The organism is Pseudomonas sp. NY15181, from assembly GCF_048068055.1.
GTDB lineage: Bacteria > Pseudomonadota > Gammaproteobacteria > Pseudomonadales > Pseudomonadaceae > Pseudomonas.
Genome location: NZ_JBLUPT010000012.1, coordinates 51473 through 65405, shown reverse-complemented (window position 1 = coordinate 65405; position 13933 = coordinate 51473). Strand labels below are relative to the sequence as shown.

Annotated in this window: 11 protein-coding genes; 9 read left to right on the top strand and 2 right to left on the bottom strand. The window is 54.6% G+C overall.

What is annotated here, in order from left to right; translation table 11 throughout:
• Positions 1-218: 218 nt before the first annotated feature.
• From ACNFBT_RS23705 to ACNFBT_RS23675, 7 genes are all read left to right on the top strand, one after another.
• Positions 219-1013 carry an electron transfer flavoprotein subunit beta/FixA family protein gene (locus tag ACNFBT_RS23705; RefSeq protein ID WP_416753160.1) on the top strand — a complete coding sequence of 265 codons (795 nt, stop codon included), beginning with the start codon at positions 219-221 and terminating at the stop codon, positions 1011-1013.
• Positions 1013-1987, top strand: coding sequence for an electron transfer flavoprotein subunit alpha/FixB family protein (locus ACNFBT_RS23700; protein ID WP_416753159.1), 975 nt, complete (start codon positions 1013-1015; stop codon positions 1985-1987). Before ACNFBT_RS23705 ends, ACNFBT_RS23700 begins: the two co-directional genes overlap by 1 nt.
• A gap of 9 nt (positions 1988-1996) precedes the next feature.
• Positions 1997-3505 carry an FAD-dependent oxidoreductase gene (locus ACNFBT_RS23695; protein WP_416753158.1) on the top strand — a complete coding sequence of 503 codons (1509 nt, stop codon included), beginning with the start codon at positions 1997-1999 and terminating at the stop codon, positions 3503-3505.
• A gap of 25 nt (positions 3506-3530) precedes the next feature.
• Positions 3531-4691: an NAD(P)/FAD-dependent oxidoreductase gene (locus tag ACNFBT_RS23690; protein ID WP_416753157.1), complete on the top strand. Its 1161-nt coding sequence runs from the start codon at positions 3531-3533 to the stop codon at positions 4689-4691.
• 208 nt (positions 4692-4899) lie between these two features.
• On the top strand, positions 4900-5649 hold the full coding sequence (locus tag ACNFBT_RS23685; RefSeq protein WP_416753156.1) for an electron transfer flavoprotein subunit beta/FixA family protein: 750 nt from the start codon (positions 4900-4902) through the stop codon (positions 5647-5649).
• Positions 5650-5668: 19 nt separating this feature from the next.
• Complete coding sequence (locus tag ACNFBT_RS23680; RefSeq protein ID WP_416753155.1) at positions 5669-6598, top strand: electron transfer flavoprotein subunit alpha/FixB family protein; 930 nt, start codon at positions 5669-5671, stop codon at positions 6596-6598.
• Between the two features lie 36 nt (positions 6599-6634).
• Positions 6635-7423: an aspartate/glutamate racemase family protein gene (locus ACNFBT_RS23675; protein WP_416753154.1), complete on the top strand. Its 789-nt coding sequence runs from the start codon at positions 6635-6637 to the stop codon at positions 7421-7423.
• Positions 7424-7475: 52 nt separating this feature from the next.
• Here the strand turns inward: ACNFBT_RS23675 and ACNFBT_RS23670 are convergent, their stop codons facing one another.
• Entirely contained in the window at positions 7476-8303 is an 828-nt protein-coding gene (locus ACNFBT_RS23670; RefSeq protein WP_416753153.1) for a substrate-binding periplasmic protein, read from the bottom strand.
• Positions 8304-9134: 831 nt separating this feature from the next.
• Between ACNFBT_RS23670 and ACNFBT_RS23665 the strand changes: the two genes are divergently transcribed.
• Both ACNFBT_RS23665 and ACNFBT_RS23660 read left to right on the top strand, forming a co-directional pair.
• Positions 9135-10817 carry a choline dehydrogenase gene (locus ACNFBT_RS23665; RefSeq protein ID WP_416753152.1) on the top strand — a complete coding sequence of 561 codons (1683 nt, stop codon included), beginning with the start codon at positions 9135-9137 and terminating at the stop codon, positions 10815-10817.
• Positions 10818-10885: 68 nt separating this feature from the next.
• On the top strand, positions 10886-12316 hold the full coding sequence (locus ACNFBT_RS23660) for an aldehyde dehydrogenase family protein (RefSeq protein ID WP_416753151.1): 1431 nt from the start codon (positions 10886-10888) through the stop codon (positions 12314-12316).
• A 59-nt stretch (positions 12317-12375) separates the two neighbouring features.
• Here ACNFBT_RS23660 and ACNFBT_RS23655 read toward each other — a convergent pair whose 3' ends face one another.
• On the bottom strand, positions 12376-13863 hold the full coding sequence (locus tag ACNFBT_RS23655) for an MFS transporter (RefSeq protein WP_416753150.1): 1488 nt from the start codon (positions 13861-13863) through the stop codon (positions 12376-12378).
• Positions 13864-13933 lie beyond the last annotated feature (70 nt).

Below are 13933 nucleotides of genomic sequence, written 5' to 3'. Positions count from 1 at the left end.
TGAGTCTTTTTTGTATACTCTTAAGTCTAAAACAGGTACATTCAATTCAAATCTACTGCTTAGCGGCTGGCCAAAAAGCCTTGAAAGCCCCACCAGGCGGGGCTTACCGAGTCTCGCGGGAGGTCCGCCGACCAAGAGACGCTGGTCAGGCCCAGCAAAGCTAAAGCACCAAAATCCAAAAACAATCGCGTGAACTGCTGGCACCGTAGGAGCATCGCATGCACATCGTGGTAACTCTCAAGCAGGTCTATGACCCCAACACGTCTCCGGCTTTGCTCCAAGTGGGAGCAGATGAGATCTCTCTTGAGGTTCGCTCTGGGATGAGCCCTGTCCTCAATGGCTATGACGCCAACGCCATTGAAGAGGCAATCAAGATCAAAGAGGCCATTCCTGGCACCACCATCACTGCGATCAGTGTGGGTGACGATCAGGCCATTACCCACATTCGCCGAGCTCTCGCCATGGGCGCCGATGCCGGCGTTCACATCAAGGGCCCCACCGGCCTGGATTGCGACAGCTTCGTTATTGCGGAGGTTCTCGCCGCGGCCATCCGCAAGCTTGGGCTGGTGGACTTGGTCCTCTGTGGCAAGGCAGCGTCGGACACTGATGCAGGCCAGACCCATCTGATCCTCGCGGAGAAGCTTGGTATCGCCTCGGTCTCTCCGATCAAAGCTCTTGAGCAAGTCAGCGCAGAGTCGCTGATTGCTCAACGCATGGGGGAGGGTCAGACCCAACGCGTTAAAGCGCGCCTCCCGCTGCTCCTGGGCATTTCGAACGAGATCAACAAGCCGCGAGCCCCAGCACTCAAGGGCGTGATGATGGCAAAGAAAGTCCAGGTTCCGACTTGGAGCATCGAGGAGCTGGGTGTTATCGGTGCTGCCCCCAGTGCAACTCTCAAAAAGTTGTTCATCACTCCTGCTGCAAACGTGGCTACCACCATGATTTCGCAGGGTTCGGATGAGGCAAATGGTCGTGCTCTAGCAGAGCGTCTTTTTGATGAGGGAGTACTGTAATGGCTGGCGTACTGGTATTTGGCGATGTCCAAAATGGCGATCTGCAAGCAGCCTCGTTTGAGGCAGTAAGCGCCGGCCTGATGATGGGCAATCTTCTGGGCGCTGAAGTCATCGGTGCTTTAGTAGGCGCAGAGTTGACCAATGCCGCCGAGGCTTTCTCTGGCAGCGGTATCTCACGTCTCTTGGTTGTCGATGACGCGCAACTGGCTTCCTACACCAGCGAGGCATTTGTTTGCTCCGCAGCGACGATCATCCAGGAACTGAAGCCGCAGTTGGTGATTCTTCCGCACACCGCAAACACTCACGAGTCTGCATCTCGACTGGCCGCTCGCATTGGTGCCGGTCTGGTGACTAACTGCAGTGCAGTCGACCTGGTTGAGGGCGAGGTGGTCGCCAGCCGCGCGATTTGCGGTGGCGCGGTTCAGGCCGTTTACGGCTTCAAGCACGACTTGAAAATCATCACCCTCGCGGTCGGCGTCTACGAGCCGGCGAATGCCGGAGCACCGGTTTCTGTCGAGAAGGCTGCCATCGGGCCGATCAACAATCCTGTCGAGGTCCTCGAGACTATTGCCGATGACAATGGCGATGGTCCCTCGCTGCGCACCGCCAAGGTCGTAGTTTCTGGTGGTATTGGCATTGGCAGCGCTGAGAACTGGTCCATCATCGAGAAAGCTGCCAAGGATCTTGGTGCTGCTGTTGGCGCCACTCGCGCAGCGGTGGAAATGGGTTGGGCCCAGACCTCCAAGCAGGTTGGCTTCAGCGGTCTAAAGGTAGGTGCCGATTTGTATATTGCGGCTGGCATCTCGGGTGCCATTCATCACCTGGCCGGTATTGCTCGTGTGAAGAACGTCGTCGCGATCAATAGTGATGCTGAAGCAAACATCTTTTCTGTTGCACGTTTCGGCGTTGTGGGCGACGCAAAGGTTGTGCTCCCTGCATTTGTCGCTCGTGTCAACGAACTGCGTAACAAGTAGGTGAGCACCATGACTATCGTTGCTGAGCAGGTTGTAGTGGTTGGTGCTGGTATTGCTGGCTGCACCGCGGCCCTGGAGGCTGCACAGAAAGGATTGCGAGTCACCCTCATTGATGAGCACCCGCAGAACACGGCAGCAATGAGCCTTGATGCACCGTACTTCTACGGTGCACGTTTGGCACCGGTTCTGTCGGACGAAGGCACCATCGCTGATCGCGTTCTGGGCTCAAATAATCTCTTGATGGAGTGCCTTGAGGCTGGTGTGGAGGTACTCACAAACACCTGCGCGTGGGGCATCTTCGTACCTGGCCCCAACAACGAGCATATGGAGTCCAAGCAGATTGGCTTGGCCGACCAGGAGAAATCCTGGATGGCTAGCTTTGACTACCTGATCATCGCTGCCGGAGCTCGCGATCTGGTGCTGTCCTTCCCGGGCTGGCATCTGCCAGGGGTGCTAGGAGCCAAAGCAGCTACCACTCTGCTTGGGAAGTACCAAGCGCTCGGCGGTAACCGCATGCTGGTCCTTGGCTCGGGTAATACCGCGCTACAGTTGGCACTGCAAGCGCTGGACAGCGGGATCAGCGTTACCGGTATTGTGGAGCCTGCAACAGAGGCATTGGGTGATTCAGATCTGGTTGCTCAGCTGAAGGCTCGAGGCGTGCAGTTCCATCTGGGCAAGACTATCCAGCAAGCACTTGGTGTGAATGAGGTAAGCGGTGCTCGTCTGGTAGAAATGACCGGCGACAAAGCTACTAATGTCACCTTGGATATCGAGTGCGACACCATCTGCATGGCCTACGGCGTGATTCCTAATATAGAACTCGCTGCAGTGGCTGGTTGCGCAATGAATTACGACGATGCACAAGCTGGCTGGGCACCTACCGTCGGCACTGACATGCAAACCAGCGTAAAGGGGATCTACGTCGTTGGTGATGCAGCTGGTGTTAACGAGGCTGCCCTCATTGCACCAGAAGTGGCGATCCACCAAGGCGCAGTAGCCGCGAACGCCATCGCTCTGCTCGAGGGCTTGGAGGCTTCTGAACTCCCAACTCCCGAGGCCGTTTCGACGTCACAAGCCACCTATCCGCCCTCTCGCTGGCTGACCAGCCTGGTTGCTGCCGGCGGTATGGACGTGATGGCTTGCCAGTGTGAGGAAATGAGCCGCAAGGACCTCGTCGAAGTACGCGCGCCTAAGTATGTGGGATGCGGTCGCTCCAGTCCCGAAGGGGCAGTGTCGACCTTTGTCGCACAAGGTCAGGCGAGCCAGGACATGCTCAAACGCATGACCCGTGTTGGCATGGGGCATTGCCAGGGCCGTCGTTGCCGAGAGCATTCGGCAATGCTTCTGGCTGATGCCGCAGGCGTCTCGCTGTCCAATGTCCAGCCTGGCAGTTACCGTGTCCCGGTACGCCCCCTGCCGCTGAACATCATCCGCGATCACGAAGAGCCTGCTTCGCTTCGCGAGCACTGGCCTACCTGGCTGCACCCGGTAGATGGCTCAGTGAATAGCGCTCATTGATCACGCAGAGTGGTTGGACCTGATTATGCAAAACGCAGACGTAGTGATAATTGGGGCCGGCATCACCGGCCTCTCCTCCGCTTATTGGCTGGCTAAAGCAGGGGCAAAGGTAGTAGTTCTGGACAAGGGCCGGACCGCCGGTGAAGCGTCTTCTCGCGCCACTGGATTCCTCAGCCTTCGTGGCGAGCAGCCGATGGAGTCCCCCCTGGCCGCAGAGGCAGAAAAGCTCTGGAACACGCTCGATGAAGAGCTGGGCTACCCGACCGAATGGAAGCAAGAGGGTCGGCTTTGGGTCGCTATGAATGACCAGGAGTGGGCCGAGATGCAGGACACCTACGCCCTGTTCTCGAAGACCTCAATTCCATTCGAGTTGATTGACGGCAAGCGCTGCAAACAAATCACGCCGTCTCTCAGCGACACAGTAGTTGGGGGTATTTACACCACCCGCTCTGGCCACGGAAACCCGCAGCGAACCTCGCAGGCTTTTGCCTGGGCATTCCAGGACCGCGGCGGCGTAATTCTGGAGAACACTCCAGCGATCGACATCCTTGTCGAGGGCGGGAAGGTAAAAGGCGTCAAAACGCCCACAGGCATCATCTACTCGGATGTCGTGGTCAACTGCGCAGGCCCTCAGCTTGCCAAAGTCGGGCAATTGGTCGGTGTGAACATTCCCATCGCGACGGTACGACTCGAGTCGATGGTAACGGCCCCGCTTCCGCCTCTGTTCGACGTGGCAATGGTCGGCAATGGTCTTTCCCTGCGACAGACCCGCCGTGGAAACATCCATTTCAACGGCGGTCCCCATGAGTGGATTGACGTTGACCTGACCACCGAATCCGCCAAGCCGAACACTCCGATCATTCGCAACATTGCCGGGCGTCTCGCCGAAATGATGCCATCTATTGCATCCGTCCCGCTGCTTCGTACCTGGGCCGGGATCGTCGACGTTACGCCCGATCAGGTTTGCATCGTAGATCGTCTCAGCGACCCCGAGGGCATGATCATCGCCTGTACGTCGGGTCATGGATTTGGCATGGCCGTTAGCGTTGGTGTGGCAGTTCGCGATCTGGCTCTCGAAGGTAAAACCGACATGCCGATTAAGGACCTCAGCTTGTCACGCTTCGATGACCTTCCAGCTGATTGGAAGGAGCGACGCCAATGGCAACCGGGCTGCTACAACACCTGATTACCTGAGATGGAGGGTGAGTCAGATCCTACCGCTGACATCGCCCGCTACTCCTTAAGCCAGTTCGTGCGCAGCTGACCGCCAGCCGCGCCAAGGGTAGCTGCGCGCCCAGAAAACGGTTTTTTGTCGGCGCCGCTGGGCGCGTCAGCTTCAAACGTGCGTCCTGCCAGCAGCTCTTGAGCAGGATACATCCAAGAGGAAGAGATCAATGAAGGTTTTAGTCCCTGTCAAACGCGTCGTGGATTACAACGTCAAGATTCGGGTCAAACCCGATGGCACCGGCGTTGACCTGAGCAACGTCAAAATGTCCATGAACCCTTTCGACGAGATCTCCGTAGAAGAAGCGGTACGCCTCAAAGAAGCAGGCACCGTGAGCGAGATTGTGGTTGTCTCCATCGGCCCTGCGAAGGCTGAGGAAACTCTGCGTACGGCTCTGGCCATGGGAGCTGATCGTGCCGTACTGATTGAGGCCGAAGAAGCGGTCGAGCCCCTCGCCGTGGCCAAACTGCTCAAGAAAGTCGCGGCAGCAGAACAGCCTGATCTGGTCTTCGTGGGGAAACAGGCCATTGATGACGACTGCAACCAGACCGGTCAAATGCTTGCCGCCCTGATGGGCGCCTCGCAGGCAACTTTTGCATCGAAGGTCGATCTCGAAGGCGGCAAGGCCCAGATCACTCGCGAAGTGGACGGTGGCATCCAGGTGGTAGAGGTCACCCTCCCAGCAGTGATCACCACTGACCTGCGACTCAATGAGCCTCGTTACGCCTCGCTCCCCAACATCATGAAAGCCAAGAAGAAGCCCCTGGAGAAAAAGACGCCTGGCGACCTTGGCGTCGATATCACTCCGCGCCTGGCAGTGCTGAAAACCAACGAGCCGCCGGTTCGTAAGTCTGGCATTCGCGTGAGCTCGGTTGCCGAGCTGGTGCAGAAGCTCAAAACCGAATCCGGCGTGCTCTAAATTTTCTCGGAGAATCACCATGACAGTTCTTGTTGTTGCCGATCACAACAACGTGGCCATCGCCGATGACGTTGCGAAGGTCGTATCCGCAGCTCGCAAAATTGACTCGGACGTACACGTACTGATCGCAGGTAAAGGCTCCGCACCGGCAGCAGAGCAAGCCTCGAAGCTCGAAGGCGTGAGCAAGGTTCTGCTGGCAGAAAATGAGCTGCTCGACTCTCTGCTGGCCGAAGCGACAGCTGAGCTAATCGTGAGCCTCTCGTCCAGTTACCAGAGCATCGTTGCGTCCGCCTCCAGCAATGGAAAATCGATCCTTCCCCGTGTAGCCGCACTTCTGGACGTGATGCAGATTTCTGAAGTCATCGCAGTCATCTCCAGCGACACGTTCGCTCGCCCGATCTATGCCGGCAATGCCATTCAGACCGTGCGCTCCAATGACTCCAAGAAAGTACTAACTGTCAGGCCAACAGCCTTCTCCGCGGCTGCTGCTACTGGCTCGGCCGTCATCGAGCCGATCCAGGTCAGCCTGGGCGAACAGTCGACCAAACTAATCAGCAATGCACTTTCCACCAGCGAGCGCCCGGGCCTGGCTTCTGCTCGAGTAGTAGTCGCCGGCGGCCGTGCTCTCGGATCTGCAGACAAGTTCAACGATCTGTTGGCTCCTTTTGCAGACAAGCTTGGCGCAGCTATTGGTGCGTCGCGAGCTGCTGTTGATGCCGGCTATGCGCCTAACGATTGGCAGATTGGCCAAACTGGCAAGATCGTTGCACCTGAGTTGTACTTCGCCCTGGGTATCTCCGGTGCCATCCAGCACCTAGCAGGTATGACTGGCTCGAAAATCATTGTGGCCATCAACAAGGACGAGGAAGCACCAATCTTCCAGGTCGCCGACTACGGCTTAGTGGGCGACATCTTCGAACTAGTGCCAGAGCTACAGAAAGCGCTGTAACCCCGTTGTATCGACAGCTCGACCACTGGAGGCGACATGAGCATCAAGATTAACTTCCTGAATCCGTTCGGCACCGATGCCTACAACAGCCTAATTCACGAGACCATGAGTCCGTATCTCACCAACGGCGCTGAGCTGGTGGTGACCAACACAAAGAACTGCCCCGAGAACATCGACTACTACTACAGCAAGCATCTGATCGAGGAAGCGGTGTTCGAGAGCTGCATCGAGGCCGAGAAGAATGGCTTTGATGCCGTCATCGTCGGCTGCTGCTACGACCCGGGTGTTCGTGTTGCCCGGGAGCTCGTCGACATCCCTGTGATCGGCCCGCTCGAAGCAACCATGCAGCTCGCTCCTTACTACGGCCACGACTATGTGCTTGTGACCGACCACCATAAGGCGATTCCGTATCTGCGCGACATGGTTCGTCTGTACGGTGAAGAAGCTCACTGCCTAAGCGTGAACTGCATCGACTGGTGGGTGACCGAAATGATTCAGGACACCGCCGGCGTTGCTCGTGACGCGGTCAGTGCAGCAGCTGAGATCCGCCAACAAGTGGGAGCTGAAGTTGCAATCCTGGGCTGCACCATTATCTCGGCCTCGTACGAGAAGGCGGTCCGTGAGGGCGTTTACCCACGTGACATGGGCATTCTTAACCCCAACACTGCAGCACTCAAGGTAGCTCAGGCGTTGGCCGAACTGCAGGCGCAAGGCTCCTACGGTATCAGCCGTAAGGCCTACTACCAGAGCCTGAAGGATCGTAACGCAGATGAGTTCGAGAGAGTTCGCAAACGCTTTGGCAATCGTCGCCCGAACGACATGTAAGCACAGAAATGAAAAAAGGCAGCCATGGGCTGCCTTTTTTCGTTTGGGGCGCTTACTCAATTAGTCGAGGTGCGCCAACTTCTGCGTCCTTCGCGCTAAGGCCAAAGTTGGTCAGCGCCTTGACGATTTCCCCCTTCTCTTGAAGGGCCTTAATGTCGTCGTTCAGCGCGTTACCAAGGACATCATTGCCCTTAGCGAAGGTGAAGGCGATCTGAGCCGGTTCGATCGATGCCTTCACACGCTCATCTGGAGTTGCATGGACGATCTTGAGGCCCTTCAAGCTGCCTTGCTGTTGGGCATAGACGCCCCCTGAGTAGCTGTCGAGACCTGCGTCAATACGGCCCGCTTCCAGGTCTTGCGCTAGCGCTACAGGGCTCGGATACAACTTTGCGCTCGCACCAAACATTTTCTGAGCGTCAGACACCCAGTTATAGCCCTGAACAGTGCCGACTCTAACGCCTTTATCCAGAAGCTCTCCCAAAGATCTGGTGCCGTCCTTGGTGTAGATCGCCAAGCTATCCAGGTAAACCGGGTTGGTCATGCCCATGGCCTTAGCGCGTGTAGCGGTGCGGAACCAATTGCCTACGGCGACATCTGCCTGGCCGGTAACCACATACTGCATTACCGCACGAGTATCAGCGACGATCGGATTGAGAGTCAGGCATTCCATTTCAGCGATGCGAGTGATGATTTCACCATCAACCCCATTAATCTTGCCCCCCTCCGGGAGCGAGAACGGCGGAATGACCATTGTCACGACGGTCAATGTTCCTGGGGAAACAGTCTCGAACTTATGAGCCGGTTTACAGGCCTCCGCTGCTAGCACGGAGCCGGAAGCGAGAAGACAAGCCAGGGCAATCGGGGTGAGGGAACGGCGCATAGGTACCTTCCTAAAATTGCATGTAGTTGTAATGCGACTCGCCTAACGAGGCGCTTGCTGGCAGATCTGGAAACGCAGGACGAGGTGATAGCAGCGTAGAATCAACGTCACCATCCTGATTGTTCGGACTATTTGACCGACCAGTCAGTACGCCCTACCATCTGCCGGTTGTCAATGCTTTTGTGATGGAGACAGGGCTGACGGGGTCCCAAGATGTCTTGAGAGGCTTTAGACCATAGAAACATTTATTCTGACCATCGAGTATACAAAACAGACCTGTAGGTCTAAACTGCTTTCATGGAGGCAGCTGCCAAGCCGCTGCAGGCAGGGGATTCACAGCCAGGCTGGCGTCTAGTTCGAGGGTTAGCGAGATCATGTGCACCGCTATAAGTGCTTCTCTAGATGTACGTATCCATGCATCACACCCTTCTGCTGCCCCGCGCCTTCTCCCCGTTTCCTACATGCAATCCATTGCGTATGGGCCCCCTAGCCTCCTACGAAATGTCGCCGGTATGACGATGCCGATCGAGATGGCAAAGCTCTCGCTCTTTTCGTATTCGTTATCAACGCACCTAGACCTAGGTCACACAGGACCATCGGCTAGCGAGCTCGCAGATCAGTCAGTGCATGTGCCGGGCGTCTGGATAAGGTTTGAAGCTCAATCGCGGCTTGAGTCTCGCGAAGTGGAGCTCACAAAAAAATTCGGCCGCGCTCAGCCTGAACCCCTGAAGTATTCAAGAGCAGAGCACATCCGAAAATTATAAGTTCTCGATCTAGCAAAGCACTTTAACTCAAAATATATTCTTCAAAACAATTAAACGAGCATTAACAATGGCACTCACGAAGAACAAACATAAAAGCTATGACTACATTGTCATTGGAGCCGGATCTGCAGGTTGCGTGATCGCGTCGCGCCTGAGTGAGGAGTCCCGCAACAAAGTGCTTCTCATTGAAGCGGGCCCAGTTAACAAAAGCTGGAAGATTGACATGCCACTAGCGGTTGAAAATCTTCTGATAACCGAAACCTATAACTGGGCCTATGAATCCGACCCGGATGAATCCATCAAAGGGCGGCAGATTTCTCATCCGCGTGGGCGAGTGCTTGGTGGGTCGTCCTCCATCAATGGAATGGTCTACACGCGTGGCAACGCACTTGATTATGAAAACTGGAAGGCCAAATATAACTGTACCGGCTGGGGCTATTCTGACGTGCTTCCGTATTTCAAGAAATCGGAAACCAGCCTAGAAGGCGGAAATGACTACCGCGGACATGACGGCCCTCTATTCGTAACTAGGCCAAACCTCATGGCCGACCCAGTTAACAAAGCATTTATGCAAGCTGGAACTCAAGCTGGGTATCCGATCACCAGTGACTCCAATGCCTTCCAACAAGAGGGCTTCGGCCCTAATGAATGCACCATTTATAAAGGTGAGCGCTGGAGTACTGCGAGAGCCTACCTAACTGAAGATGTACGAAGCCGCGAGAATCTCGACATTCTCACCGAAACTCTCGTCAAGAAAATCCTCATCGTTGAGAAAACTGCAAAAGGCGTTTCTCTGCAAACAAATGGGGTATCACGAGAAGTATACGCAGACAAAGAAATAATCCTTTGCGGCGGAGCTTTCAACTCACCTCAGTTGCTCCAACTCTCGGGAGTAGGCCCGCGAGACGTCCTGGAAGCTGCCGGAGTAGGGGTCGTGCACGAACTACCGGGGGTTGGCGCTAATCTCCAGGACCACCCTGATCTAGTAATCAAATTCCGCTGCACCAAAGCTATTGGCCTGGGGAAAATCCTTAAATTCCCGCGAAAGCACCTGACAGGCATATCTTGGTTTATGAATCGCACAGGTGAAGCCGCTCGAAATCAGTTTGAAGCAGCCGCCTATCTACGTTCCAGGGTCGGACTGGAATATCCAAATTTCAAATTGGAAATGCTTCCGCTGGCGTTCAAGCACCACACATTTGAACCATATGATGGTTACAGCTTCCAGATTCATATGACCCTTATGCGGGCGGATAGCAGAGGGAGCCTTAAGATCAAGAGTGCGAATCCTGAGGAAAAACCCTCGATCAAATTTAACTATCTCAGCTCTCCTTCCGACATTGTGGCGCTACGCGATGCACTGCGATTGACTCGTGAGATTGTATCACAGGAGGCCTTCAATGATTTTAGAGGAGAGGAACTCGAGCCCGGAATCAAAGTCCTGAGCGATGACGAACTCGACAACTGGATTCGTGAAAATGTTGCTACCGCATTCCACCCATCCTGCACTTGCCGGATGGGCTCCTCTGATGACCCAATGAGTGTAGTAACACCGGATCTTAAAGTTATCGGCATCAAAAACCTTAGAGTTGCTGACGCTTCCGTAATGCCTGAAGTCGTCTCCTCTAACACCAATGCGCCAACCATAATGATCGCGGAGAAAGCCGCAGATATGATTCGAGGGCGAGCGCTCCCTCAAGAGCAGCACTCCTTCTACAAGGCAAAAGACTGGATGGTGAATCAGAGATAACACCACTAGAAACCGGATTAACCAGCAGGAAATCTAACCCTGAAGCAAAATTAAACGATGAGGATGTAATGAAAAACTTTAACAAGCACTACATCAATGGGCAGTGGATTGAACCAGCGTCGCGTGAATATATTGACGTTTCGAACCCAGCAACTGAGCAAGTATTCGAAAAAATTGCAAAAGGCGACTCTTCTGACGTCGACAAAGCGGTTCAAGCAGCAAAAGATGCGTTCGTCGAGTACTCCCAGAGTTCCGTAGAGTACAGGATTGAACTCTTGAAGCGTGTACGAGAAGGTTTGATTGCACGACGGGAAGAGATCAGTCAACTCATTAGCAAGGAGATGGGTGCTCCCATTACCTTTGCGCGAGAAGCTCAGACCTTCACCTGCATCGCTCACGTTGAAGCCATCATTGATGTCCTGCAGTCTTTTAACTTCGAAGAGCGCGATGGCTCTACACTGGTGACGAAAGAAGCAATTGGGGTGGTGGGCCTCATCACCCCTTGGAACTGGCCGCTCAACCAGGTCATCTGCAAGGTCGCGCCTGCGCTGGCAGCTGGTTGTACTGTCGTTCTCAAGCCGAGTGAGATTGCCCCACTAGACGCCACTGTGTTTGCTGAGATCCTTCACGAAGCCGGCCTACCTGCAGGCGTGTTCAACTTGGTCAACGGTGACGGGCCGACGGTCGGTGATGCTCTCGCCAAGCACCCGGACATCCAGATGGTCTCGTTCACAGGCTCTACCCGCGCGGGGATCCAGGTAGCAATTTCGGCCGCTCCCACAGTGAAACGGGTCACTCAAGAGCTGGGCGGAAAATCAGCCAATATTCTGCTGGATGACGTAAACCTGCAGGAGGCTGTAGCAACTGGGGTTGAAAGCTGCTTTAGCAATAGTGGCCAATCCTGCGATGCCCCCACCCGGATGCTGGTTCCCCAGGCCCTGTATGAGGAAGCCCTTCAGATTGCAGCGCACACGGCCCAAGGCATCGCAGTTGGCGACCCGGCTGACCCTGCGTCCATTTTGGGGCCCGTCGCCAGCGCAGTGCAGTTCACCAAGATCCAGGATCTCATTCGCTCCGGAATTGAAGAGGGAGCTCGGCTTGTGGCCGGAGGTGCCGATCGTCCTGAGGGATTGGACGTTGGCTACTATGTAAAGCCAACTATCTTTGGTGACGTAACCCCTGAAATGCGGGTGATGAAGGAAGAGATTTTTGGCCCAGTGCTGGTTATCGCCCCGTATGCCAGCCTTGATGAAGCGATTGAGTCCGCGAACAGCAGTGAGTACGGCCTCGCCGCTTACGTTCAATCGACTGACATGCACAATGCACGGGCTGTAGCTCGCCAACTGCGTGCGGGTTCTATCTACATCAACTATCCAGAGTGGGACTCCAAGGCACCATTCGGCGGCTACAAAATGTCCGGCAATGGAAGGGAGGCCGGAAAGCATGGCCTCGCAGAGTTTCTTGAGATAAAAGCAAATGTGGGATACTACCCGGCTTAAGTGACGAACAAATAAAAAGGCGAATCAATAAATGATTCGCCTTTTTTATTTTCCACTAATTAACTGACCCCACATGATTCCTCACTGCTGCCGTGGGCGAAAAAAACCACAACAAACCCAGCGAAGCCCAGCGTAATCAAAGCCAAGAATCTAAGCAACGTAGAGAAAGACTCGGCATAAATCCCAAGTAACTCTGCTCGCGAAACACCCTCAAATATTTTGGCCGTGTCGTCCAGATCTCCGAGCACCATCCTAAACGCCGCACTGGATACATCCTGACCCGGCAGGTGATTGCTGATCAACAACGCCAACATAGCTGTAGCGAGCGCTAATCCAATGGACTCACTAGCCAGGCGGATAGTGTTAAAAATCCCGGCTGCCATGCCAGATCTTTCCGCAGGCACCACCGTCACTGATAGGCCATCCATTAACCCCCACGGTAGGCCGGTACCAATCCCGATAACGAGCAAGGAGCCTATCAATTCGAGAATTGAGCCGTCCAAACCTCGATCCGATAACATAATAAGTCCAATGCTCGCCACCAGCAGGCCGATTGCCGATAGCAATCCAGGTGAAATAAACCTGCTAAGCCATGGTGTGCACCTGGGAACAACCATCAAAGGTAAGCTTAAAGAGAACATCGCAGCGCCGGCAGGCAGTGGCGACATCCCTTCAACGCTTACCAATCGAATCGGAAGCACTAAAAGGAGCACTACATAACAAAAAGTGGTGGCGATGGGTAAGGATTGAACCGCCAGAAATCGTGAATATTTGAATAATGATACGTCTAGCATTGGCCTAGTTCTTTTTAGTTGGAGACCAATAAAGACCGCCAAGAAAAAAACTGCCGCAAAAAAACACATAAATGTCTGCAGACTAGTCCACCCCGTCTCTGGCGCTTGCAAAAAGCACCAAGTCAGAAGACTTAAAGACGCGCCGATGGTAAGTATTCCAAGCCAATCAATGCTTTCGGCATCCGGGTCTTTTGACTCTTGAAGCTGCCCACTGCCGATGAGGAATGCGACCACACCCAAAACGAAGGAAACAAAGAAGATCGAACGCCAACCCAAAATATCAATCAGCAGTCCGGACACTGGCGGCCCCAAGGCCAAGCCTACGCCGAAGCTCACACCGATCCAACTCAAGGCTTTTCGCTGCGCTGCGCCATGAAAATAATTCGCCAGCACCGCGGTTCCACCTGCTAGTAGCGCAGCACCGGCTGTTCCTTGCAAGGTTCTCAACATGGCAAGATACGTAACGTTGGGCGCCAACCCTAGCAGAAGGGATATAGAACTGAATCCGATCACGCCAAAGGTAAAGACTCTCTTCCTCCCAATGTGATCGGCAAGCGTACCTGCTGCGAGCATCGTGCAGCTAACTAAAAGAATGTATCCATTAGTTATCCAGGCAAGCTCCAATGCCCCACCACCGATGTCCGCGCGAATTGCCGGAACTGCGAGTATTCCAGCAGAGAAGCATAATGGCATAGCCAGAATTGCAAGACACACGGACGTTAGCACCCGCCAATCTCGTTTTACATAAATCACTTAACTCTCCGTAAAAATAACTCTGCATCAGGATGGGTGCTCTATCTGGAAAATCCAGATAGAAGTAAGC